The organism is Halorubellus sp. JP-L1 (genome assembly GCF_011440375.1).
In the GTDB taxonomy this organism is placed as follows: Archaea; Halobacteriota; Halobacteria; order Halobacteriales; family Natrialbaceae; genus Halorubellus.
This window is the reverse complement of record NZ_JAAOIR010000003.1, coordinates 214,979-239,322: the sequence shown is the minus strand read 5'-3', so window position 1 is coordinate 239,322 and position 24,344 is coordinate 214,979. Positions and strand designations below refer to the sequence as shown.

At 67.5% G+C, this 24,344-nt stretch carries 20 protein-coding genes; 6 read left to right on the top strand and 14 right to left on the bottom strand.

The genetic code is table 11. The features are described from left to right. Nucleotides 1-48: 48 nt before the first annotated feature. The 4 genes from G9C85_RS14910 to G9C85_RS14895 all read right to left on the bottom strand — a co-directional run bounded on the left by G9C85_RS14910 (nt 49) and on the right by G9C85_RS14895 (nt 6,193). The gene (locus tag G9C85_RS14910) at nt 49-333 is read right to left on the bottom strand and encodes an acetone carboxylase subunit gamma (protein WP_166041411.1); all 285 of its coding nucleotides are present in this window, start codon (nt 331-333) and stop codon (nt 49-51) included. Next, the gene (locus G9C85_RS14905; protein WP_166041409.1) at nt 330-2,282 is read right to left on the bottom strand and encodes a hydantoinase B/oxoprolinase family protein; all 1,953 of its coding nucleotides are present in this window, start codon (nt 2,280-2,282) and stop codon (nt 330-332) included. Before G9C85_RS14905 ends, G9C85_RS14910 begins: the two co-directional genes overlap by 4 nt. Nucleotides 2,283-2,286: 4 nt before the next feature. Next, entirely contained in the window at nt 2,287-4,389 is a 2,103-nt protein-coding gene (locus G9C85_RS14900; protein ID WP_166041406.1) for a hydantoinase/oxoprolinase family protein, read from the bottom strand. 163 nt (nt 4,390-4,552) lie between these two features. Further along, nucleotides 4,553-6,193 carry an amidohydrolase gene (locus tag G9C85_RS14895; RefSeq protein ID WP_166041404.1) on the bottom strand — a complete coding sequence of 547 codons (1,641 nt, stop codon included), beginning with the start codon at nt 6,191-6,193 and terminating at the stop codon, nt 4,553-4,555. A gap of 405 nt (nt 6,194-6,598) precedes the next feature. Here G9C85_RS14895 and trpB point away from each other — a divergent pair, with 405 nt between their 5' ends. Beyond that, nucleotides 6,599-7,753, top strand: coding sequence for a tryptophan synthase subunit beta (gene trpB / locus G9C85_RS14890; RefSeq protein ID WP_166041402.1), 1,155 nt, complete (start codon nt 6,599-6,601; stop codon nt 7,751-7,753). Nucleotides 7,754-7,786: 33 nt separating this feature from the next. Here the strand turns inward: trpB and G9C85_RS14885 are convergent, their stop codons facing one another. The 3 genes from G9C85_RS14885 to G9C85_RS14875 form a co-directional block, all read right to left on the bottom strand. Next, on the bottom strand, nt 7,787-9,184 hold the full coding sequence (locus G9C85_RS14885; protein ID WP_166041400.1) for an SLC13 family permease: 1,398 nt from the start codon (nt 9,182-9,184) through the stop codon (nt 7,787-7,789). Nucleotides 9,185-9,365: 181 nt separating this feature from the next. Beyond that, nucleotides 9,366-10,514 (bottom strand): ABC transporter substrate-binding protein, encoded by a 1,149-nt coding sequence (locus tag G9C85_RS14880; protein ID WP_166041398.1) that lies wholly within the window; start codon nt 10,512-10,514, stop codon nt 9,366-9,368. Nucleotides 10,515-10,650: 136 nt separating this feature from the next. Further along, on the bottom strand, nt 10,651-11,424 hold the full coding sequence (locus G9C85_RS14875; protein ID WP_166041396.1) for an ABC transporter ATP-binding protein: 774 nt from the start codon (nt 11,422-11,424) through the stop codon (nt 10,651-10,653). Between the two features lie 133 nt (nt 11,425-11,557). On the opposite strand from G9C85_RS14875, the gene G9C85_RS14870 reads away from it, so the two are divergent. Both G9C85_RS14870 and G9C85_RS14865 read left to right on the top strand, forming a co-directional pair. Continuing rightward, complete coding sequence (locus G9C85_RS14870; protein WP_166041394.1) at nt 11,558-12,379, top strand: ABC transporter permease; 822 nt, start codon at nt 11,558-11,560, stop codon at nt 12,377-12,379. Then, a complete protein-coding gene (locus tag G9C85_RS14865) occupies nt 12,376-13,176 on the top strand; it encodes an ABC transporter permease (RefSeq protein WP_166041392.1) in 801 nt (266 codons plus the stop codon). Before G9C85_RS14870 ends, G9C85_RS14865 begins: the two co-directional genes overlap by 4 nt. 86 nt (nt 13,177-13,262) lie before the next feature. On the opposite strand, the gene G9C85_RS14860 is transcribed toward G9C85_RS14865, so the two are convergent. The 3 genes from G9C85_RS14860 to G9C85_RS14850 all read right to left on the bottom strand — a co-directional run bounded on the left by G9C85_RS14860 (nt 13,263) and on the right by G9C85_RS14850 (nt 15,727). Beyond that, nucleotides 13,263-13,826 carry a cupin domain-containing protein gene (locus G9C85_RS14860; RefSeq protein WP_166041390.1) on the bottom strand — a complete coding sequence of 188 codons (564 nt, stop codon included), beginning with the start codon at nt 13,824-13,826 and terminating at the stop codon, nt 13,263-13,265. A 73-nt stretch (nt 13,827-13,899) separates the two neighbouring features. After that, entirely contained in the window at nt 13,900-14,370 is a 471-nt protein-coding gene (locus G9C85_RS14855) for a peroxiredoxin (RefSeq protein ID WP_166041388.1), read from the bottom strand. A gap of 208 nt (nt 14,371-14,578) precedes the next feature. Then, complete coding sequence (locus tag G9C85_RS14850) at nt 14,579-15,727, bottom strand: aminotransferase class V-fold PLP-dependent enzyme (protein ID WP_166041386.1); 1,149 nt, start codon at nt 15,725-15,727, stop codon at nt 14,579-14,581. 112 nt (nt 15,728-15,839) lie between these two features. Between G9C85_RS14850 and G9C85_RS14845 the strand changes: the two genes are divergently transcribed. Then, nucleotides 15,840-17,327 carry an aldehyde dehydrogenase gene (locus G9C85_RS14845; RefSeq protein WP_166041384.1) on the top strand — a complete coding sequence of 496 codons (1,488 nt, stop codon included), beginning with the start codon at nt 15,840-15,842 and terminating at the stop codon, nt 17,325-17,327. A gap of 29 nt (nt 17,328-17,356) precedes the next feature. On the opposite strand, the gene G9C85_RS14840 is transcribed toward G9C85_RS14845, so the two are convergent. Further along, nucleotides 17,357-18,352, bottom strand: coding sequence for a dihydrodipicolinate synthase family protein (locus G9C85_RS14840; protein ID WP_166041383.1), 996 nt, complete (start codon nt 18,350-18,352; stop codon nt 17,357-17,359). Nucleotides 18,353-18,439: 87 nt separating this feature from the next. Here G9C85_RS14840 and G9C85_RS14835 point away from each other — a divergent pair, with 87 nt between their 5' ends. Then, on the top strand, nt 18,440-19,603 hold the full coding sequence (locus G9C85_RS14835; protein ID WP_166041381.1) for a pyridoxal phosphate-dependent aminotransferase: 1,164 nt from the start codon (nt 18,440-18,442) through the stop codon (nt 19,601-19,603). A 79-nt stretch (nt 19,604-19,682) separates the two neighbouring features. Here G9C85_RS14835 and G9C85_RS14830 read toward each other — a convergent pair whose 3' ends face one another. The 3 genes from G9C85_RS14830 to G9C85_RS14820 all read right to left on the bottom strand — a co-directional run bounded on the left by G9C85_RS14830 (nt 19,683) and on the right by G9C85_RS14820 (nt 22,999). Further along, entirely contained in the window at nt 19,683-20,894 is a 1,212-nt protein-coding gene (locus tag G9C85_RS14830) for a pyridoxal-phosphate dependent enzyme (RefSeq protein ID WP_166041379.1), read from the bottom strand. 33 nt (nt 20,895-20,927) lie between these two features. Then, a complete protein-coding gene (locus tag G9C85_RS14825) occupies nt 20,928-22,406 on the bottom strand; it encodes an APC family permease (RefSeq protein WP_166041377.1) in 1,479 nt (492 codons plus the stop codon). A gap of 152 nt (nt 22,407-22,558) precedes the next feature. Continuing rightward, a complete protein-coding gene (locus G9C85_RS14820) occupies nt 22,559-22,999 on the bottom strand; it encodes a MaoC family dehydratase (protein WP_166041375.1) in 441 nt (146 codons plus the stop codon). A 176-nt stretch (nt 23,000-23,175) separates the two neighbouring features. Between G9C85_RS14820 and G9C85_RS14815 the strand changes: the two genes are divergently transcribed. Further along, the gene (locus G9C85_RS14815; protein WP_205254378.1) at nt 23,176-24,342 is read left to right on the top strand and encodes a thiamine pyrophosphate-dependent enzyme; all 1,167 of its coding nucleotides are present in this window, start codon (nt 23,176-23,178) and stop codon (nt 24,340-24,342) included. The last annotated feature ends 2 nt before the right edge of the window (nt 24,343-24,344 follow it).

Below are 24,344 nucleotides of genomic sequence, written 5' to 3'. Positions count from 1 at the left end.
GTCCCCGACGGTCGCGTCCGAGACGAAGGAGGAAGCGTTCCAGGGCGCTCAGCTCTCGTAGAGCTGTTTGTCGTGGACGGGTTCGTGGTCGGCCTCGATCACTTCGTTCTCCAGCAAGGTCCCGCAGCCGGGGCAGTAGAACTGGCGGAACTCCATCTCGTCGTCGACGTACTCAGACGGGTCGTTGATGAGGGGGCCGGCTTCCGTGAGCGGCTTCCGGTCGCAGAGCGCGTGCAGCTTGTAGTTCTCGTCCGCTGCACAGACGTCTTCGCCGCACGAGCGGCAGACGACGCGGCCGTCGTCGACTGCCAGGTGGAGGTCCATCTGCCTCATTCGCCCTCACCCCACTTCTCCGCGGTCAGTCGCTCGTTCCGTATATCCTCGCGGCGCTCGTCCGTGGCAGCCTCGTCGACGGTGCCGTCGTCGTCGACGACGACGCCGTACGTGCGCCGGGCTTCCTCGCGGGAGACGTACTCTTGGCGGACGTCTGCCGCCACTCGCTCGGGCTCGCGCTCGATCGGGTCGCCGTAGCCGCCACCACCCTGCCAGATGCTGAAGTAGACGTCGTCGGGGCCCTGCATCGTCTTGTACTTCGGCGGCAGCACCTCGAGGTCCCCGTCGACATCCGTTCGGTCGCTCGGAATCGACCCGTCCGCGAAGATGTCCCGAACGTTCGAGTCGCGCAGCATCTCGTACCGGGCCGTGTTCGCGGGATGACCGCCGTTGATGCCCTGACTGGTCGGGATCGCCATGCCGAACGTCGACCCGAGGTGCTCCATGCCCTCGGTGTCGTGGGGGACGTAGCACATGCTCGCGGTCGCGCCGCCGCGGAACGTCCCGGCGCCCGCCGAGTCCGTCTCCTCCTTCCGGTAGAGGTAGAGCATCGGGAACGCGAGCTCGTTCGACTCGACGTTCGTCGCCGCGCCGCCGGGGGCCGCGAAGATGCCCGCGGTGTTGATGCCGTCGGAGTGGCTGCGAGCGCCCCAGCCGCCGGCCATCGGGTCCATGAACTGAGTGACGAAGAACTCGTCGTACTGATTCATCCCCATGACGTTCATCGTCACCCACGACCCCGACGAGCCCGCGACGAGGTGCTCCTCCTGCTCCTCGCTCGCGGACAGCATCTTCGAGATGCACTGCGTGGCGACGTTGACGGTATGCCACGTCCCGGCGACCGCTGCCATCCCCGTTCCGGCCGGATAGGCGGCGTTCACCATGATGTTGTCGGCGGTCTCGATCTCCATCGCGCGATAGATGCCGCCGAGCGCCCACGGCATGTCGTGACAGAGCATCGGGAGCATCGGCGCGACCAGCCCGCCGCGGAGGCCGGCGTACGTCGTGTTGATGACGCCCGCCGGCGCGTCGCCGTCGACCTTGAAGACGAGTTCGTCGTCGCGCTTCTCGACGGCGAGGCTCGTCTCGTAGACGCTCCGGTCGCCGGCCTTCGCGACGTCCTGGTAGCCGACGTGCCGCCAGACGCCGTCGGGGAGGTCCCGGAGGCGACTCCGGAGGCTCTCCTCGGCGTAGTCCATCGTCTCCCGCATCACGGCCTTCACCGTGTCCGCGCCGTAGTCCTCGACGAGCGAGTGGATGCGGTCGATGGCGACGTTGTTCCCCGCGATCTGCGAGCGGAGGTCCATCCCGACGTTCGGCGCCGCGCGGGACTTCCGGAGGAACAGGTCCTCGACGTCCGCCCGCATGTCGCCGCCCTCGACGAGCTTCGTCGGCGGCACGGGCTCGGCTTCGGCCCACGCGTCGTCGTCCTCGATGGCGAAGCTCCCGATCTCGTTCCCGCCCACGTCGACCTGGTGAAGCGTCGAGCTCACCCACGAGAAGATCTCGCCCTCGTGGAAGACGGGCGCGAGGACGACCGTGTCGTTCTGGTGAACCGCGCCGATCCAGGGGTCGTTACAGATGAACATGTCGCCCTCCTCGATGCCGGGGTTCTCCGAGCGGTGCTTGAGGATCCACCGGACGATGAGGTCGGTGACGCTCGCGTGGTACATCACGTACGGCCCGAAGCTCACCGTCTCGCCGCGCTCGTCGCCGATGGTGACGTTGAAGTCGTACGCGTCGGTGACGATCGGCGACCCGCTGACCTTCTTCAGCGTCGTTCCCTGCTCGTCGTTGATCTGTCCGAGTCGATGCCGGAGGATCTCGAACGTCACCTTGTCGAGCTCGAAGTCCTCGGGGACCTCGTGGAACGAGACGTCGTCTGCGACCTCGTCGTCGTCGAGCGATACCTCCGCCGTGTACTTGTCCGCGCCTGGGATCTGTGACATCTCTTTAGGCCTCCGTGATGACGATGTTCCGGTAGTCGTCGACGTCCGCTCGCTGGTGCGGTCGGATCGTGACGGTGGTGTCGGGGAGCTGGACGATGGCCGGGCCGGCGATCTCCATGTCAGGAGCGATGCGCTCGCCGTCGTAGATGTCCGTCTCGACGAACGTCGAGGGCTCCGGCCAGTAGACGTCGCGCGTCCCGACCTGGGCGTCCTGTCGGTCGGCGTCCGCTCGTTCGTCGACGTCGCCGGGGGCGAGGCTGGGGTCGGTCGTCGACGCGCTCGCGAGCACGCGCTGGTTGACGAGTTCGACGTCCGCGTCGGCGTACGTCGACCCGCTGCCGTACAGCGACTCGTACTTCGATTCCCACCGCTCGAGGAGGGCCTCGAGGTCGCTCTCTGCGAGGTCGCCGGTCGGGACGTCGACGGAGACCTGGTGGACCTGGCCCTGGTACCGGAGGTCGACCTCGCGCGACACGGAGACGTCCGCGTCGTCGACGCCCTGCTCGTCGAGGCTCTCCCGGATGGTCGCCTCGAGGTCGTCGAACGTGCCGACGAGATCGTCGGGGTCGAACGGTGCGACGCCGGGGTTCGACACCTCCTCGACCCAGTTGAGGTCCGAGGACGCGATGCCGAACGCGGAGAACACGGAGGCGGTGTCGCCGAGCGGGACGACGACGGACTCGGCGTCGAGCTCGTCCGCGTAGAACGACGCGTGCAGCGGGCCAGCGCCGCCGTAGGCGAGCACGGAGAACTCCCGCGGGTCGTGGCCGCGTTCGATGGTCATCTGGCGGAGCAGGTCCGCCATGGCGCCGTTGACGATCTCGAAGACGCCCGCCGCGGCCTCCTCGACGCTCATGTCGAGCGGGTCGGCGACGTGCTCTCGCATCGCTGCCTCCGCGGCGTCGACGTCGAGGTCGCGGCGACCACCGAGGAAGTACTCGGGGCTGATGTAGCCCAGGAGGAGGTCGGCGTCGGTCACGGTCGGCCGCTCCCCGCCGAGTCCGTAGCACGCCGGACCCGGGTCCGCGCCCGCTGAGTCCGGGCCGACGCGGAGCGCACCGCCGTCGTCGATCCACGCGACGGAACCGCCGCCGCTCCCGATCGAGTCGACGTCGACGGACAGCTGGTAGAGCGTGTACTGGTGGACCGAGGTCGTCGGGCGCGTCTGGATCTCGCCGTCGATGACGAGCCCGACGTCGAAGCTCGTCCCGCCGACGTCCGTACAGATGAGGTTCTCCGTCCCGATCTCGTCGCCGAGGAACTGCGAGCCGATGACGCCTCCGGTCGGGCCGGACATGATGGTCGCCACGGCCTCCGTCGACGCGTCCCCGAGCGGCATCGCGCCGCCCGTGCTCTTCATGAGGTAGATCGGGGCGTCCAGGCCCGCCGCGCCGAGTTCGTCGACGAGGTCGTCGACGTACGCCTCGAGGACGGGCGCGGTGTACGCGTTGACCGCGGTGGTCGCACCGCGCTCGTACTCGCCGAGGCGCGCGGTCACCTCGTGAGAGAGGTAGGTTGGGGTATCGGGGGCCTCTTCCTCGACGATCTCGGCGACGCGCTGCTCGTGGCTCGGGTTCTCGAAGCTCCACAGGAGGTTCACCGCGAGGCTGTCGACGTCCGCTGCCAGGTCGCGGACGGCTTCGCGGGCCTGTTCGTCGTCGAATTCGACGATCTCGGCGCCCTTGTAGTCGATGCGCTCGTCGAGTTCCCTGATCCGTTGCTTCGGGACGATCGGGTCGGGCTTGCTCTGGGAGGCGTAGTGCTGCATCTCGTACTCGCTGAGGCCGGTCGTTCGCGTGGTCGTCCGGCCGACGTGGAGCGCGTCCCGATGTCCCTGCGTCGTGAGGAGGCCGACGTCGCTCCCCGTCCGTTCGAGGACGGTGTTCGTCGTGAGCGTCGTCCCGTGGAAGAGGACGTCCGCGTCGCCGAGCATCCCCGCCAGGTCCCGGTCGAGTTCCCTGGTCGCGTCGGTGAGCGAGTCCACGATCCCGGTCGTCGGGTCGTCGGGCGTCGTCTCGGCCTTCCCCGTCACCCGCGATCCGCTCTCGTCGACGACCACCGTATCGGTGAACGTCCCGCCTGTGTCGACACCAATCACATACGTCATGTAGTGACACATCGCAAACGTCCTACTTCTAAGTTTGCCCCTCGGCATCCCGGGAAACGCGGACGAGACCGGTCCAGCGGCCGGTTCCGTCTCCAATGGGAATGACCGCAACGAACAGCTGTGCGACGACGAACGAAGGGCAGCGACTACTCGCCGACGACGGTCAGGCGTCGTGCACGACGTCGCCGCCGACCATCGTGAGTTCGACCTCGGTATCGCGGATCGCCTCTGGGTCGCAGGTCACCACGTCGCGGTCCAGGACGGCCAAGTCAGCGCGTTTACCGGGCTCGATGGAGCCGATCTCGTCCTCCCAGTGCATCGTGTACGCGGCGTCGCGCGTCCAGAGGCGCAGCGCCTCCTCGGGCTCGATGGCCTCCTCCGGGCCGAGCGTGCCCGCGGTGACGGTGTTCCGCGTCACCATCCACCAGATCGACTCGAAGGGGAACCAGGGGACGACGGGCGCGTCGGTGCCGCCGCCGACGGTCAGCCCCGCGTCGAGGAGCGTGCGGATGGGGATGGCCTCTGCGGCGCGCTCCTCGCCCCAGAGGAGCTCCATGTTCCGCCCGAGGTACGTCGAGTGGTTCTGGACGGTCGGGAGGACGCCGAGGTCCTTCATGCGCGCGATCTGGTCGTCCGTGGGGAGGAAGACGTGCATCGCCGTCCACCGGAGCGGTTCGATGTCGCGGACCTCGTCGGCGGCCTCGTACGCGTCGACCAGGAGTTCGATCGCTGCGTCGCCGACGACGTGCGTCTGGACCTGGTGGTCGCGCTCGGCGGCGAGCTCGAACACCTCGAAGAGCGCGTCCTCGCCGCCTTCAGGGAGGAGGAAGTGCCCGTGGTAGTCCTCCTGCTCCTGGACCTCGTCGACGACGCGGTACGGGTCGGAGAGTCGCGCTCCCTCGACGCCGCCGTCGAGCATGTACTTCACGCCGCCGACCTTCAGCATCTCGTTCCCGAAGCCGGTGTGGAAGTAACTCCCCGCGTCGCGGACGTCGTCCGGTTCGTACACGCGGACGTACATGTTGGTCCGGACCGTCGGGTCGCCGTCGACGGCGACGCGCTGGAACGCCCGGAGTTCCTCGCGCTCCAGGCCGGGTTCCATCGCGGCCGTGACGCCCCGCGAGTTCAGTTCGTCCATCGCGCGCTCGACGTCGGCGACGTACTCGTCGACGCCGCGCTCGGGCAGCACCGGCTCCAGGAGTTCCGTCCGTGCGTTCTCGAGGAAGACGCCGTTGGGTTTGCCCGTGTCGGGGTTCCGGACGATGGTCCCGCCGTCGGGGTCGGCGCGGTCGTCGTCGATGCCCGCCAGTTCCATCGCGGCGGTGTTCACCACGGCGACGTGCGCGCCCCGCGGAACGAACACGGGGTTGTCCGGCGCGACCTCGTCGAGTTCGGACCGGGTCGGGAGCCGTTCCTCGTCGAGCTGGCTCTCGTGCCAGCCCCAGCCGCCGAGCACCCACTCGCCGTCGGGGAGCGACGACGCTTCGGCCTCGACGGCGTCGAGGACGTCCGCGATGCGTCGCGCGTCGAAGAGCGTCACCCGGTCGAGGTCCATCCCGACCTGCCGGAGGTGGAGGTGCGAGTCGATCAGGCCAGGGATCACCGTGCGGCCGTCGAGGTCGCGTTCGTCGGTCTCTGGGCCGGCGAGGTCGCGTACCTCGTCGGTGTCGCCGACCGCGAGGAATCGACCGTCGCGGATCGCGACCGCCTCCGCGACGCTGTCGGCCTCGTCGACCGTCCTGATCGTCCCGCCGTAGAGGATCGTCTCCGGGTGATGCTGGAGGAGGTCGTCCGCGACGGTCATCGCGCCCCCCTCCCGGCGCACCGGAGTCTGCGACCGAATGGCATGGTGTTCGGTATGCGAACGACCAGCAAGAAACCACCGGTCGAACGGGTGAGCGAGCGGGGGCGTCGTCCCGCCGAAACCGCGCTGGCGCGCGAAACGCAAAGGCGTCGCACGGAACGCAATGCTGTCGCACGGAACGCAAGCCCTCGCGTGGAACGCAAATCTGTCGCGCGAAACGCAACAGCTGTCGTGCGAAACCCACACCGTCGTTCGTGATTCCGCAACGAAGCCCAAATCCGAACGATAGTTACTCGATCCGAACTATGATGGGCGGGACTGTTCCAGAACGGCCGGTAGCGGCGTCTTCGACGCCGATTCCGGGACGTAGTTTTATTTGGCCGACCGTAGTTGTCCAATGTGCACATGTCACAAGGTGATTTCGAGGGATACGGCGGTCGGCACGTCCCGGAACCGCTCGAGGAACCGCTCGAACAGCTCGCCGCCGCGTACGACGACATCGGCCAGTCGGAGGCGTTCCAGGCGGACTTCCGACGCCACCTCGAGGAGTACGCCGGACGACCGACACCGGTGTATCACGCCGCGAACCTGAGCGACCCGTACGACGCCGAGATATACCTCAAGCGAGAGGACCTCCTCCACGGGGGCGCACACAAGATCAACAACTGCCTCGGACAGGCGCTACTCGCGAAGAAAGCCGGGAAGAAGCGCCTGATCGCCGAGACCGGCGCCGGCCAGCACGGGACTGCCACCGCAATGGTCGGCGCGCTGTTCGACCTCGACACCGAGATCTACATGGGGAAGAAGGACGTCGAGCGCCAGAAGATGAACGTCTTCCGCATGCGCCTCATGGGCGCCGAAGTCAACGAGGTCACGCGCGGCGGCCAGGGCCTCGGGGACGCCGTCGACGCCGCCCTGGAGGACTTCGCGGGGAACGTCGAGGACACCCACTACCTCGTCGGGAGCGTCGTCGGCCCCGACCCGTTCCCGCGGATGGTGCGGGACTTCCAGAGCGTCATCGGCACCGAAGCCCGCGAGCAGTTCCGCGAACGAACCGGCGGGCTCCCGGACGCAGCGGTCGCGTGCGTCGGCGGCGGCTCGAACGCCATCGGGCTGTTCCACGCGTTCCGGGACGACGACGTCGACTTCTACGGCGCCGAGGGCGGCGGCGAGGGCGGGGGGTCGAAGCGCCACGCCGCCCCGCTCGCCGAGGGCAAGGACGACGTCATCCACGGCATGAAGACGCGCGTCATCGACGACGACGTCGACGTGCACTCGGTCTCCGCCGGCCTCGACTACCCCGGCGTCGGCCCAGAGCACGCGATGTTCCGCGCCGTCGGCCGCTGCGAGTACACCGGCGTCACCGACGAGGAAGCGCTGGCCGCGTTCCGAGAGCTCAGCGAGACCGAGGGCATCATCCCGGCGCTCGAGTCCAGTCACGGCGTCGCGCGCGCACTCCAGCTCGCCGAGGACGGCGAGCACGACACCATCCTCGTCAACCTCTCCGGTCGCGGGGACAAGGACATGCAGACCGCGGCCGAACTGTTCGACTTCGACTGACGCCCAGCTGGCCGACTCTTTCTCGCTTCGAGCTCAGTAGAGGAGGACGAACAGGCCGATCTGGAGCGGGAGGAGGAGGAGCGTCGCGAGTATCGAGACCCAGGTGGCGGTCTTGACGAGCGTGACGGCGTCGACGACGCCCTCGCCCAGGATGGCGACGAAGATGACGGTCTGGTACGGGAAGAAGAACGTGCTGAGGGCGACGGACTCGATCATCAGGAGTGGGTCGACCGGGAGGCCGCTGCGCTGGGCGAACGAGACGAGCACGGGCGTCAGGACGGACGCGACGGCCAGTCCCTCCATGAGGAACGTGAGCGCGATGGTGGCGGCGAACACGAGGACGAGGACCAGCCAGAGGGGTGCGCCCGTCGGGATCAGCGTCAGGAGCGACTCCGCCGCGCTCGCGGCGAATCCCGTCTCGGAGAGGCCGGCGCCGATGGCGAAGACGGCGCCGAGGAAGAAGATGATCGAGAAGTCCGTGTCCGCGAGGTCGTCGAACGTGACGACGCCGACGCCGGGGAGGAGCGCGAGGAGGACGACGACGAGCGCGCCGAAGAACGGATGCAGGCCGTGGACGGCGTCCGTCGTCCAGAGGAGGACGCCGACGAGCAAGAACGCGAGCATCCGTCGTTCCGACCCCCGGAGCGCGCTCCGCCCGGACGGGACGCTGACGTCGGCGGCGTCGCCGGGGCGGAACTTGAGGTAGACGACCGCCGTTACGACGACAGCGCGCCCGAAGCCCATCACCGGGAACATCTGGAGCGTCCAGGTCGTCCATGACGCGGTCGTCGAGCCGAGCGACTCCGCGATCCCGGTCGTGATGATGTTCGGCAACCCGGCGGTGAAGATGCCGGGAGCGGCGTAGAACGTCACGAGCAGCGGGCCGAGGAAGATCCCGATCCGCGCGCGGTCGTCGTCGAACGCCTCCCCGAGCTTCGCCACGATCGGCGCGAGCGTGAGGATGCGGACGAGCGCGGACGGGACGAGGAGCGCGAAGGCGAGCGCCGCCGCACACGAGACGACGAGGAGTCGACCGTACGCCACGCGAGCGGCGAGCGCGTCCGTCTCGGCAGGCCAGGCGAGCGTCCTGATCTGGGCACCGCCCCACGCAGCGAGACCGCTCTCCCTGGCCGCTTCACCCAGCAGGAGTCCGAAGACGACGAGCCACATCGTCGCCGACTGGAACCCCGTCAACGCGAGGTCGGTGGAGAACGTCACCCCGACGAGACCGATGCAGACGATGCCGGTGAACGACGGCGGCACCGGCGTCGCTACCCAGAGGACGATGCAGAACACCGTGATGGCGAGCATCGTTGCGGTCGCGTCGTCGACCGGTGCGGCCGTCAGTATCGCGATCGCCGCGAGGACACCGACCGGTACCGACAGCCACGGCAACGATTCGCGGCGAAGCCAGCGAGCGCGTAGATGCATTGTCGTGCGTCACGTCGGCTCGACGTGGAACTCGAAGGAGCCGGCAGTCCCGTTCCCAATCACGTTCCCAGTCCAGTTCCTGTTCCCAGTCCAGTGCCCGTTCTCGTTTCCTTCCCAGCTCGGGTTCCCGTTCCTGGTTCGTGAGACGATCACGCCCAGTCGGTCTCCGTCGCGCCCGACGTCAGATGTCCGGCTCCTGGTTCGCGTCCTCGGGGAGGTAGGAGTTGTCGACGTACTCGCCCATATCGATCTCCGAGTCGAGGAACCCGACCTCCGCCATCCCGTCGACGGGCTTCTGGAGCCACTCGGGGTTGATGCGGAGTCCGTCCTCGCCGTGATAGTACCCCTTCTCGGTCTGGACGAGTTCCTCGAGGACGGGCCTCGGGAGGCCGACGACTTCCTCCGCGATGTCGAGTCGCTGCTCGCTGTTCGCGTCGTCGATCCACCACTGGATGCCCTTCCAGAAGTCGTCGAGCCACGCGCGGACCGCGTCCTCGTTCGCGTCCAGGAACTCGTTCCGGACGGTGAGGAAGATCTTCAGGAACGACCCGAACGCGTCGGTCGTGTCGAAGACGGTCTGGACGTCGTCCCGGTTCATCTCGTAGAACGGCTGGATGAACGTCCCGACGTCGACGCGCCCCTCGCTGAGCGTCGACGGCATCGCACCGAAGGACACCTCGCGGAAGTTGACGTTACTGAGACTGATGTCGTTGCGAGTGAAGACGACGCGTGCGGCGATGTCGATCGCGGACCCGATGCCGTTCACGCCGAGGGAGCCACCTTCGATGTCTGCGATCTCCGTGACGTCCGACCCGCTGACCGAATTGTACGTGTCCGCGTATCGCGGTCCGTCGTACGTGAGCGGAGCGACGATGCTCGGGCCGGACGAGATCGTTCCCTGCTGGATGGCGTTCGCCACCGACGAGTACGCGAGCAGGCCCGCGTCGGCCTCCTTCGCGCCGAGCGTGCTGACGACGACGGGCGTGCTCTGGACGTCCACCAGCTCGAATTCGTAGGCCTCGCCGTTCTGCTCGAAGACGTTCTCCGGGATGTGCGAGGACTTGTGGAACATCGCCATCAGGTCGTTCAGTTCCGCGCCGGAGATGCTCGCGTAGCGGATCGTCGGCGTCTCGCCGCCGTCTCCGCCGTCCCCGCCACCGCCATCTCCACCGTCCCCGCCGTCCCCGCCACCGCCGTCGCCGTCGCCACCGTCGCCGCCGTCGCCGCCGTTGCCACCATTGAGGCAACCGGCAGCCCCGACGACGCCAGCGGTACCAGCTACTCGAAGGAACGTGCGCCTACTCGGCCGTGATGAAGCCCTGTCAGGCATTACCACTACAAACTGCGAGAGAGGTACATAAGACTTTGTGTCGCCGCATCTCTGGGATCGGCCGCTGCCCAGCCGCGGGCGTCACGACGGCCTCCGCGGTGAGCCTCCCATGAGAACTCTCGGGCTCACGTCGGCGCTACCGGTTGAGGACCATCTCCTCCCGCACCGCGGTGCGCGCCCGCTTCGCGACGTCGACGAACTCGTCCGTCGCGAACACCTCGTCGCGGGACCCGCTGCGGTCGAGGTCGACCGCGAACTCCGTCTTCTTCTCCCCGGGATGGGCGGTCATCGTCACGACGCGATCGGAGAGGTAGACGGCCTCCTCGATGTCGTGCGTGATGAACAGGACGGTCTTGTTCGTCTCCCGGCAGAGTTCCAGGAGGTCCTCCTGGAGCACCTCCTTCGTCTGCGCGTCGAGCGCCCCGAACGGCTCGTCGAGCAACAGCACCTCGGGGTCGTACGCGAGCGTCCGTGCGATGGCGACGCGTTGCTTCATCCCGCCCGAGAGCTCCTTCGGGTACTTGTCCTCGAAGCCGCCGAGCCCGACGCGCTCGATGAACGTCCTCGCACGCGCCTCGACGTCCTCGGTCTCCGGGCTCGCGTGCCGGAGGCCGAACGTCACGTTCTCCATGACCGTCTTCCACGGGTACAAGGCGTACTCCTGGAAGATGACGCCGCGGTCAGTCCCCGGTCCCTCGACGGGAACGCCGTCGACCGATACCGTCCCATGCGTCGACTCGATGAACCCACCGACGATGTAGAGGAGCGTGCTCTTCCCGCAGCCGCTCGGTCCGATCACCGAGACGAACTCGTCGTCGTCGATCGTCAGCGACAGGCCCTCGATCGCCGTCACGCTCTCTTCGCCGGACCCGTAGATGTGCGTGACGTCGTCAAGCGCGATTATGGACATCTATGCGCTCACCGATGGCAGTCTCGCGTAAAAGCGTTACTCTCGGCAGAAAAGATTTATACCGCAGTGTCGGTTTGTCTCCCTCAACGGGAATGACGTACGGGACCAAGACTCACGAGCGAATCGACGAATAATGGCGGGAACGCATCGATCGACGTTCCGACAGCGCGTCGGGGACGTCTACGACCGCTGGTTGCTACTGCGCTGGCTCAGCAAACTCGTCCCGATCGGCGTGATGCTCGGGCTCTGGGAGCTCGCGTCCGGACGGCTCGTGCCCGCCGCGATACTGCCGCCGTTCTCCGCGACGGCGGAACAGATCGTCGTCCTCGGGTCGAGCCCGGAGTTCCACGGCCACGCGACGGACACCCTGTTCCGCGGGTTCGCCGGCATCGTCATCGCGACGATACTGGCAGTGCCGATGGGGCTCGCGATGGCGCGCAACGACCGCATCAGGCGGACGCTCGAACCCATCGTCTCCCTCACGTACCCCGTCCCGAAGTCGCCACTCATCCCCCTCGTGATCTTCTGGCTCGGCATCGGGAACGCCTCCCGGATCACGCTCGCCGTCATCGGCTCGTTCCTCCCCATCCTCCTCTCGTCGTTCAACGGCGCGGACACCGTCGAACGCGAGCTCATCTGGTCGGCGCGCTCCATGGGCGTCAGTCGACTCGAAGAGGTGTACGAGGTGGTGTTCCCGGCGGCGGTGCCGACGATCATGACGGGCGTCCGGATCGGCCTGATCTTCTCGTTCGTCATCATCGTCTCCTCGGAGATGATCCTCGCCCAGACCGGATTGGGCGTCCTCGTCACCGACTACGGACAGTTCGGCCAGTACTCGAAGGTGTTCGCGGTCGTCTCCTGGATCGCGTTCCTGGTCGCCGGCATCGACCGCCTCTACTTGCTGGTCGCCAGTCGCCTCCTGTCCTGGAGCGAACGCGGGGTGACCGGAATATGAGCGGCTCGCAGGGCACGGCCACCGTCGGCGAGTCCATCGGCGATTCCGTCGGGTCGACGATCGACTACCTGAAACCGATCGTGGGTCTCGTCGTCGTCTGGGAAGTCATCGCGACGTTCGAACTCGTCCCCTCGCAGTCGCTCCCGCACACGTACGTCGTCGCCGAGACGCTCGTCGACCTCGTCAGCACCGGGTCGCTGCTGGAACTCGCCGCGCTCACGGCGGGCCGCGCGTTCCTCGCGTTCCTGATCGCGATCGTGATCGGCGTCGCGCTCGGGCTCGCGATGGCACAGTCGACGGTCGTCGGGTGGTTCTTCGACCCGATCATCTCGCTGGGCTTTCCCATCCCGAAGGTGACGCTCGTCCCCGTCTACGTCCTCTGGTTCGGGTTCGGGAACGTCCCGGCTGTCGCGCTCGCGGTGACCTCGGCGGTGTTCCCGATCGTCATCGCGACGTACGACGGTGCGCGCGGCATCAAGCGAGAGCTCGTCTGGTCGGCGCGCTCTATGGGCGTCTCCCGGGTCGGCGTGGCCAGAGAGGTCGTCCTCCCCGCCGCACTCCCCTCTATCTTCAACGGCGTCCAGATCGCGCTGTTCCTCTCGTTCGTCGTCGTCGTCGTCGCGGAGATGGTCACGGCCGGCGGCGGCCTCGGACAGATGCTCACCGAGTCCGTCCGGTTCTTCCAGACCGCGACCACCATCGCCGCCGTCATCACCGTCGCCGTCATCGGACTCGTCTCCGACCGCCTGTTCCGGCTGCTCCGCGGCCGACTGCTCCGGTGGACCGACGACGCCTGAGCGGGTTCGCGCGGCATCGTCTCCATGCACATCCGAGTCCGGCAGAACGGTGGAGGCTCGCCGACCTGGAACGTGGACGGTCGGTCCTAGAACTCGTCGACGGCGTGGTCCTGGATTGAATGAATGATGCCTCTGAGGGTATCTATCTCGAGTCCGGGGTTGGTGCGCGCGTGCTGGTCCGCGATTCCGACCATCTCCTCGATCTGGGGGACGACGATCTGTCGGTAGACGACGTACAGTCTGAGTTGCTCGTCACCGATGGCCGTCACCTTGTTCTTCGCGCCCGGCGGCAGATAGACCATCTCCTCGGGTCCTGCTTCGACGGTGTGAATCTCGCCGTCTTCGTCTTCGTACGATATCTCGACGCGACCGGCGATCGGCACGTTGATCTGGTACATGTGGGGGGTGTGAGTGTGCCAGTCTATCGTGCCACCCGGTTCGCTCTCCATGTAGGAGATGTTGAAGTCGTTCGACCGGAAGACGTGCGACGTGAAGTCCGGTGGCGACTCGTCGGCCTCTCCGACGTCGTCGACGTCCTCCGCGTCCTCGTAGAGGTCGATACCGTCTACGTCTCTGGCCCGGATCTTGTACGCTTCCTGCGGGAGGAACGCTTCAAAGTCCGGGACGTCGAGTTCGTCTGGTCCAGTCATATGTCGTGAACTATCGAGGACGCGAATAATATAATTAGGGAACGAGACGCTGGTACCGCGGGCAGCGCGCGTCTCACTCGTCTCGAAGTTCGTCTATGTCGTCCAGGAGCTCCTTTGCGTGGCCTTCTGGAGAGACGCCTTCGTAGACGGCTTCGATCTCGCCGTCGGGATCGATTACGTAAGTATTCCGGAACGCTATTTCGACTGTTTCACCGTCGACGTCCGGTGTTCCGAACGTCTCGTAGCGTCGTGCCACCGATCCGTCTTCGTCGCTCAGCAAGGGGAACGGTATCTCTTGGTCGTCTCTGAACGCTGCGATGTCGTCGACGGAGTCGGTCGAGACGCCGAGGACCTGAACGTCGCGCTCCCGAAACGCTTCCCAGGAGTCACTGAAGTCGTTCGCCTCGATGGTACAGCCGCTCGTTCCCGCCTTCGGGTAGAAGTATAGGACGACGCGTTCGCCGTCGAAGTCCGATAGCCGTACCGTCTCGCCGTCGTGGTTCGGGAGTGCGAACTCCGGGGCCGGTTGGTTCGTCTCTAGCATCCAGTACGTCTGCACGACGAGGGGGCAAACCATTTTCGACTGTCGACACCAGTTCCTCCTACGAAGCCGATGCCGGTCTCATATCCGACGTTTCGCTGGTGGTGAATCTCGATCAGTTGGCCTCCGACGCGTTCAGTACGCTATGGTCGACTACGACTTAGACGTCGCCGGTGGATTCACCGGGTCTGTCGACCTGATGCGTGGGTAGTCAGGGTGGCGTCGCGTGCTCGGCGAGCGCGTCGAGGGCGGTGTCGACGTCGGCCTCGGTCGTGTAGAAGTGCGGGGAGAAGCGGACGCCGCCGGCGCGCGTGCTGATGCAGATGCCGTCGTCCATCAGCCGCTGCGCGGCGGTCTCGGGCGACTGGACCTGGACGTTGACGACGCCGCCGCGGTGGGCGTCCTTGAGCGGGGTGCGGACCGAGAAGCCCCGGTCGATGGCGCCCTCGATGAGCTGGGCGGTGCGTTCGAGGACGCGCTCGCGGATCGTCTCCGTGCCGACCTCCTGGATGATGCTCATGCCTGCGCTGGCCTGGTAGGCGTTCGGGGCCGGCGGCGTCCCCATCTCGAAGCGCCGGGCGCCGGGCGCGTACTCGGGCTCTTCGGTCTCGAACCCGAAGATGTCGTCGACGCTGAACCAGCCCATGTTCGCGGGTTCGAGTTCGGCCGCGACGTCGTCGTCGACGTAGAGGAACGCGATTCCCGGGCCGCCCATGAGGAACTTCAGGGTTCCCGCGGTCAGCATGTCGATGTCCTGTTCCTCGACGTCGATGGGAACGACGCCGATCGACTGGTACGCGTCGAGGAAGAGGTACCCGCCGCGGTCGTGGACCTCGTCGGCGACCGCCTTCGGGTCCATTAGTCCGCCCGTGAACGAGTAGGCGTGCGCGGTGCAGACGAGGCTCGTCCGGTCTGACATGGCGTCCGCGTACGCGTCGGCTGAGACTCGGAGGCCGTCCTCGGACTCGGCGACGCGGAGGCGAGCTCCACGCTTTCGCTCCTGCGCGTACCAGAACTGCGGGACGGTCGGGAACTCCAGGTCGCTGACGACCACCTCGTCGCGGTCGTCGTAGTCGAGGGCGCTCGCGACCTGTGCGAGCGCCTGCGTCGCGCAGGAGAGGACCGCGATCTGGGAGGGGTCGGCGTTGATGAGCGACGCGAAGCGCTCCTTCGACTCGTTCACCTTCGCGAGCCAGGTCTCCCACGGGTTCGGTTCCTCCATCCAGACGCGCTCGCACTCCCGGCGGGCCTCGCGGCCGCGTTCCGGGAGCGGGGACGCCGAACAGTTGTTGAGGTGGATGCGGTCGTACTCGCTGATCGCCGGAATCTCGTCTCGCCAGTCGCTTACTGACACGGCCATGGAGAGTCCGTCTCGCGGAGGTGATATCAAGTTACTCCCCGCGCCGCCGACGCCGGGGCGGCCGCTCCGGAAGAAGGTTTAATCGGCTGGCTTGCGACGGTGAGCGCACGACATGAGGGAGTACGATCTCCACATCGACGGCGAGTTCCAGGCGTCCGACGGCGACGACACCATCTCGGTCACCGACCCGTACGACGGCGAGGTCTGGGCGCACGTCCCCCGAGGCACGGCGACGGACGTCGACCGTGCGGTCCGAGCGGCCAGGAACGCCTTCGAGAGCGAGGCGTGGGGCGAGTTCACGCAGAGTCGACGCCGCACTCTCCTGAACGAGATAGCCGACGCGGTCGCGGACAACGTCGAGGAGCTCGCCGAGCTCGAGACCAGGCAGAACGGGCGCATCTTCGCAGAGACGAAGGGGCAACTCGGCCACGTCGTCGAGTACCTCCGGTATTTCGGGCGGCTCTGCGAGCAGGCCGGGAGCGGCCGCATCAATCCCGTCGACGGCACGAAGGAGGAGATGTTCTGCTACACCAAGCGGGAGCCGTACGGCGTCGTCGGCGCAGTTACGCCCTGGAACGCACCGCTCTTGCTCTCCGTCTGGAAGCTGGCGCCCGCGCTCGCGGCCGGGAACGCGTTCGTCCACAAACCCAGCGAGCAGACGCCGGTGAGCGCGCTGCGCTTCGCGGAATTGGTCGCCGAGGAGACCTCGCTCCCGGACGGAATCTACGATGTCGTTCCGGGTTACGGGACCGAGGCGGGGAGCGCGCTCGTCGGGCACGACGACGTCGACAAGGTGGCGTTCACCGGCAGCACCGCCACCGGCCGCGAGATCGCGGCCGAGGCCGGGCGGAATCTCTCCGCGGTCTCCGTCGAACTCGGCGGGAAGAGCCCGAACGTCGTCTTCCCGAGCGCCGACCTCGAGAACGCCATCAACGGCGTGATGAAGGGCATCTTCGCGTCGACGGGACAGGTGTGTATGGCGGGGTCCCGCGTGCTCGTCCACGAGCGCGTCCACGACGAGTTCGTCGCGGAGCTCGTCGAGCGCCTCCAGGGCGTCGAGGTGGGCGACCCGATGGACCCGGAGACGGACGTCGGGCCGATGGCGTTCCGGGAGCAGTGGGAGACGGTGGAGGAGTACGTCGACCTCGGCGTCGAATCGGGCGCGACGCTCGCCTACGGCGGCGGGATGCCCGAGGGCGCACCGGGCGAGTGCTTCATCGAACCGACGATACTGACCGACGTGGAGAGCGACATGCGGGTCGCACAGGAGGAGATCTTCGGCCCCGTCGCCGCCGTCATCCCCTTCGAGGACGAGGCGGACGCGACGCGGCTCGCCAACGACGTGGACTTCGGGCTCGCGGCGGGCGTCTGGACCGAGGACATGCGGCAAGCCCACCGGATGGTCGACGCCATCGACGCCGGGACGGTATGGGTAAACCAGTACCGTCTCGTCGCCCCGAACGTCCCCTTCGGCGGATTCAAGGACAGCGGCATCGGCCGGGAGGCCGGCCCCGAAGGACTCGAGGAGTACTATCAGACGAAGAGCGTCTGGTTCGACCTCGCCGGCGACGTCAGGGACCCGTTCGCGGGCGACTACTGACGCGTTCGACGGGCAGTAGCGGACCGGCGCTATCGAGTCGCGGCAGCGTCGTCCGTCTCTTCAACCGCTGCGACGACCTCCTTCCAGCGACGCCCCGACTCCCGACCGCCGTCCAGGTACGACTCGGGCGTCATCGGGTTCGGCGGCCGGACCGGACCGGGGTCCAGGAACCCGGCTTCGCGCATCCGTGCCTTCACGATGGCGGGCGTGTGGCGGCCGAACGCGGCCATGTCGCCGTTCGGGAAGAACGTCTCGAACGACCACGCCATCCGCTCGGAGAGGTCGAACGCTCGCTCGTACGCCCCGGCCTCGAGTGCGTCCATCATCGCCAGCACGGGCGAGGGCCCGCAGGACGCGCTCGAGGACCAGCAGACGAGGGGGAGGTCGCTGTGCCAGGAGCGCGCCGCGGGGAGGTACGCGTCCATCTGGAGGACGCGCATGTCGCCGTCGGCCGCGCGAATCTGGCGGATGGTCTCCCAGTACGCCGGGCCGAGGCCGACGGCCTTCGTGCCGACGAAGTTCTCGATCTCCGCGAGGCGGTCCCAGGAGGTGATCTTGCGCTTGAACGCGCCCGGGTTGTCGTAGGCGACTATGCCGAGTTCGGGGACGGCGTCGGCGACCTCCTCGTAGAAGTTGACGGTCGCGTCGGGCGACAGTTCGTTCCACATCGGACGGCCCAGGAGGAGGCCCGAACAGCCGACGTCGCGGGCGAACTCGGCGCGCTCGATCGTCGTTCGCGTGTTGAGCGTCGTCGGGCCGGCGAGGACGTGCATTTCGTCGGCGGCGTCGGCCGCCGTCTCGGTGAACGTCCGCCACTCGTCGGGCGTGAGCGCGAACGCCTCGCCGGACGTTCCGTTCAGCATCACCGCGTCGACGCCCGCGTCCTCGAGCGCTCGGATCGCCCGGCGGGTCTCGTCGACGTCGACGGTGTCCGTCGCGTCGGGGTCGTTCGCGTCGGGCGTCGCTGGAGTCGGCACGATTGCGAACACGCCGGATACGTCTTCTACCGTGAGACGGAGACTCATGGAAAAACGGACTGAGGGACGAACGGTAAGTCTTACGCCGGGAGGCCCGGGCGATACGTTTACGGTACCTTTCGTACACGTTAGCGTATGACCGACACCGAGTCGCGGCTCTCTTCTCGGGCCTCGCAGGAGACCGGGTCCGAGATACGAGTGATGTTCGAACGCGCGCAGGCGATCGACGACGTCGTGCGCCTCGAAATCGGCGAACCGCACTTCGACACGCCCGTCCACGTCGTCGAGGCGGCCGCGGAGGCCGCGAAGGGCGGTGCGACCCACTACACGTCGACGTACGGGATGACGGAGCTGCGCGCCGCCATCGCCGAGAAGGCCCGCACCGACAACGGCGTCCCCGTCGACGCCGACGGCGTCATCGTGACGAACGGCGGCATCGAGGCGCTCGCGCTCGCCCTGCTCTCGGTCGTCGACCCGGGATCGGAGGTCGTTCTTCCAACTCCCGAGTGGACGAACTACGCCGCCCAGGTCGAGCTGGCCGGCGGCGAACCCGTTCGCGTCCCGCTCTCGCCCGAGGACGGGTTCGACCTCGACGCGGACGCCGTGATCGAACGCATCTCGGACGACACCGCCGCGGTCGTTCTCTGTCGCCCGACGAACCCCACCGGACGCGTCTACGACGAGGAGAGCGTCCGCGCGGTCGCCGAGGCCGCCGCGGACCACGAGGCGTACCTCGTCGCCGACGAGGTGTACGAGCGACTGACCTACGAGGGGACGCGCACGAGCGCGGCCGCGCTCGGCGACCCCGAGTGGGTGCTCTCCGTGAACTCGTTCTCGAAGGGATACGCGATGACCGGTTGGCGCCTCGGGTGGCTCGCCGGCCCGGAGGACGTCGTCGACGCGGCGCACGTGATCAGGCAGCGGCTCTCGCTGTGCTCGTCGAGCGTCGCCCAGCACGCCGGACTGGCCGCGCTCACCGGACCGCAGGAACCCTTCGAGGAGATGGTGGACGCGTACCGGGACCGCCGCGCGTACGCGCTCGACCGGACGGCCGAGTTGCCCGCGATCGACCCGGTCGCGCCGGAGGGCGCGTTCTACCTGTTCTGCAACGTCTCGTCGCTGGAGGGGAGTTCGATGGACGTCGCCCTCCGGCTGTTAGAGGAGGAGGGCGTCTCGGTCACGCCGGGCACCGCCTTCGGCGACGCCGGCGAGGGCTACCTGCGGCTCAGTTACGCGACGGACCAGGAGACGCTCGCGGCGGGGTTCGACCGCATCGAGTCGTTCCTCGCGCAGCGCTGAGCGCGAGCAGCGCCCTCCAGGGGAGCGATTCGAAGGAACGTCGCGGGCCACGTCGGCCGCATCGAGAAAGCCGCGAGCGTCAGCGCTCTGCCGCGAACGCGCCGGCGACTGCCGCGGCGTCGCGAGCGGCCGTTGGGACGTCCTCCAGCCGCGCTTCCACCGGCTCTGTGTGCTTGTGTCCGCTCCCCGTGATCGTGAGGACGACGACGTCGTCCGCCGACACAGCGCCGCGGTCGGCGAGCCGTTCGAGCGCGGGGACGACCGTCGCGCTCGCCGGCTCCGGCCAGACGCCCGTCGTCTCGGACGTCGTTGTGACGGCGTCCACGAGCGCGTCGTCGCCGACCCCGATTGCCGTGCCGTCGCTGTCGCGGATCGCGTCCAGCCCGTGCTGTCCGGCGAACGGCGCGGCGATGCCCGAGGCGACCGTGGCGGGTTCCTCGACGTCGACGGGCGAGTCCGCGTCCGCGTCGACGGCCGTCGCCAGCGGTGCCGCACCCGCCGCCTGCGCGCCCACCATCCGGGGGACGCGGGACGTCAATCCGGCCGCCCGTAGTTCGCGGTAACCGCGGTACTGCGCGGCGAGGTTGTCGCCGCCGCCCGTGGCGGTGACGACGACGTCCGGGACGTCGAACGCGAGGTTCTCGGCGACCTCGTACGAGACGGTCTTGACGCCCTCGGCGAGCACGGCGTTGAACGGCTGGTACGCGAACGCGAGGTACGCGTCAAGCCCGTCGGCGACGTCGCGGAGCAGGTCGGCGAGCGCGGCTTCGCCACCGGCGAACAGGTCCTCGACGCGCACCACGTTCGCCCCGTAGGCGCGGGGTTCGAGCAGCTTCTTCGCCGGCGCCGTTTCCTCGACGAGCACGTAGCAGTCGAGGCCCGCGCGAGCGGCGTACCGGGCGCACGCCGCGGCGGCGTTTCCCGTCGACGCCGTGACGACGCCCTCCGCCCCGGACTCGCTCGCGAGCGATATCGCCGGTGCGAGCGCGCGGTCCTTGAAGCTCCCCGTCGGGTTCCGGCGCTCGTCCTTGAGGTATACCGTCGCCTCGACGCCGAGTACGTCGGCGAGCGCGTCGGCCCGGAGGAGCGGCGTCGCTCCCTCGTCGCCAGCGGCGGTCCCGCGGGAGGGCAAGCGATTCCCGTACTTCTCGAACAGCGTCTCGCCGTCGGCGATGCGGTCGGCGTCGAGCGGTCCGTCGTACGTCGCCGCCAGAATTCCGCCGCACTCTCGGCACTGGAACGACGTCGTGGGCGCGTACTCGGCGGCGCAGTCCGAACAGCGGAGGCGCATGTGGTGAACGCGAAAGACGACGGACGGAGTCGGTCAGTCCTCGGTCCCGAGCTTCGACTCGATCTCCTCGTGGTCGTGCTCGTGGAGCTCCTTCATCTCGCTGGTGTCGACGCCCTCCGAGCGGAGGTACGCCCGGTACCCGAAGAAGATGATCGACCCGACGACCCCCCAGACGATGATGAGGAGCGCGGGACTGGAGGTGAGACCGCCGACGACGTCACCGTTCAGCACCGTCGAGACGGCGGGTCCCAGCGAGTTCAGCGAGAGCGTCTGCCAGGCGAAGATGCCCATCGTGACCGCGCTCACGATGGCGATCGCGCTGAGGATCGCCGGCTTGAACTGGAGGTCGCACTGCTCGTAGAGGTCGGGGTTGACGAACGGCATCGCGAGCGCGGACAGCGAGTGCGCGGTGTACATCATGAAGAGCGCGGCGAGCGCGATGAGGAGCGCGAAGTTGAACGTCGACGTGAGGAGCACGAACACGGCGAGCAGCCACGTGATGGCGAGTCCGACGTCGGGCGTGTGGAATCGGTCGTTGACGTGCGTGAGGAACTCCGGGACGATGCGGTCCTCGCCGAAGCTGTACAGGATGCGGCTCGGCACCATGAACGTCGAGTTGAGGCTCGTCGCGTACGCGAGCATGCTCCCGAAGGAGACGATGGCCGCGGTCCCGAGCGGGAAGTACGTCGACGCCGCGGCCGTCAGGGGCGTGCTCGATTCGGCGACTTCGGACCACGGCATGGCCCCGAGGACGACGATCGCGACGAGCATGTACAGGACGCCGACGAACACGGTGGAGTACCCGAACACCTTCGGGAGCGTCTCCCGGGGGTTCTCCGTCTCGCCGGCGGTCTGGGCGAGCGCCTCGAAGCCGATGTAGGAGAACATCAACGCGGCCGTCCCCTGGAGGACGGGCTGGACGAATCCGTCGCCGTACAGTTCCTGCGGGAATAGCGGACTGAAGTTCGCCGGGTCGACGAACAGTAGCCCGGGAAGCGCGAGCGCGAGGAGGATGACCACCAGTATCACGGTGAGTATCGCCTGGACGTTGCCGAACAGGTCGACGCCGGACAGGTTCAGTAGGAAGAAGACGGTCACCCAGAATATCGCCCAGTTCGTGACCGACAGGAACGTGAAGGCGTCGAAGTAGTGCATCGCTTCGCCGAATCCGATGGAGAGGACGGCGAGCGCGCCGATGAACGACACCCACTTCAGCCACATGAAGATGTATCCTGCGTACAGCGAATCCCACGTCCGCGAGATGTGGACGTAGGCCCCGCCCGGGTGTTCGCCGAGCGGACTCGACATGTACACGGAGTATACCAGCGCCGTGGTGACGATGATGGGGATTCCCAGGAGGAACCCGATCGGGACGGCAGGCCCCATGATGCCTGCCGCCTGGGCGGTCACGACGAAGATGCCCGCCCCCAGCATCGTGCCGACGATGACGGCGGCACTGTGCACCCAGTTCAGTTCGCGGACTAACTCACTGCCATCGGTACTTGATGACATGGAACTCGATTCAAACGGATATTACTTATCAATTGCGGCGGTTTCGAACGCCCCATCGTGGTGATGACGCCGCATCGAGCCCGCTCGTCGGAGAATTAGGTCTCGGTGCCCATCGGAGTCCGACGAAATAGCGGCCGGGAACGTCTGGCTCCTCAGTCCTCGCGGAAGACGAGCACGAGTTCGGTGCGGGAGTGGACGAGGACGTCGTCCTGGTTGTAGGCTTCGAGGTCGAACTCGACGCGGCCGCGGTCGTCGTCCCAGATCTCCTTGTCCGCGACGGTGACGGTGATGCTGAGTTCGTCGCCCGCGTACACGGGCTTGCGCCACCGGAGGTCGTCGACGCCGAGCGCGCCACCGATCTCGACGTCCTCGAAGTAGCCGTCCACGAGCAAACGCATCGCCACCGATGCGGTGTGCCAGCCGCTCGCGGCGAGCCCGCCGAACATGCTGGCGTCCGCCGCCTCGCGGTCGACGTGGAACGATTGCGGGTCGTACTTCTCGGCGAACTCGATGATCTCCTCGTCGGTCACGGTCCGCGGTCCGGCGTCGTGCGTCTCGCCGACCGTCAGGTCCTCGTAGTACTGCCCTGTCATGCGACCGTCCATAGAGCAGGCGGGTAGTAAAGCGTATCCACGCACGCGTTCGGCCGGGACCCGACGGACGAGTCCCGCCGAGACGACGCCCCGTCGAACGAACGACCCGTCCACGTCGGGACCCCAAGTCTCAATAGGGTACTGAGACTGGTACCATGTGATAATGGGTGACGAACGTGAGTCAACTCGATGAAGGGCCGGCGTACCTCGGCGCAGCGAGCGAGTCGCTCGCCGAGTGCACGATCAGCGAACCCGAGCGGACGCCGCCACGGTACCAGATCGTCGACGCGGACGGGAGCTACGACGAGAGCCAGGTACCCGCCATCGGCGACGAGGAGCTGATCGACCTCTATCGCTGGATGGTGCTCCAGCAAGTCGTCGACGACCGGATGGTGAAGCTCCAGCGTCGCGGCGAGATGGGGACGTACGCGTCCGTGCGCGGCCAGGAGGCGAGCGTCGTCGGATGCGCGTTCGCGCTCGAGGACGACGACTGGCTGTTCCCGTACGGCCGCGAGGGCGCAGCGGAACTCATCCAGGGGATGCCGCTGCGGGACCTCCTGCTCTACTGGCGCGGCGTCGAGGACGCCAACAAGCAGGCGGCGAACAACACGTTCCCGCCCGCGATCGCGATCGGGACGCACATCCCGGTCGGCGTCGGGTTCGCGTGGGGGATGCGGCTCGACGACGACGACGCGATCGCCGCGCTCTACCACGGCGACGGCCACCCGAGCACGGGTGAGTACCAGGCTGGCGTGAACTTCGGGAGCGTCGTCGACGCGCCCGCGCTCCTGTTCTGTCCGAACAACGGCTACTCGATCTCGGCGTCGTTCGAGCAACAGACGCGCGCGAAGTCGGTCGCCCAGAAGGGGATCGCGTGGGGGATCGACGGCATCCGCGTCGACGGGAACGACGTCCTCGCGGTCTACGACGCCGTGAAGACGGCGCGCGAGCACGTCGCCGACGGGAACCCGACCATCGTAGAGGCCGTCACGTACCGCCTGGACGCGCACACGACGAACGACGACCCGTCGCGCTACCGGGACCAGGCGGAAGTCGACTGGTGGGAGGACCGAGAGCCCGTTGGTCGGTTCGAGTCGTTCCTCCAGCAGCGCGGCGTCTGGGACGACATCGACCCGGCCGCGATCCGCGAGGAAGCGAACGAGCAGTTCGACGAGGCGAAGGCGGCGGCGGACGCCTTCGAGAAGCGGGACGTCTCGGAGATGTTCGAGTACCTCTACGACGACCTGCCGCCGGAGCTCGAGCGCCAGCTCAAGGACTTCGAGTCGTTCCTGGAGGCGCGACCGGACGCCTACGACTACATCGAGCACCGGCCCAAGGGGTGATC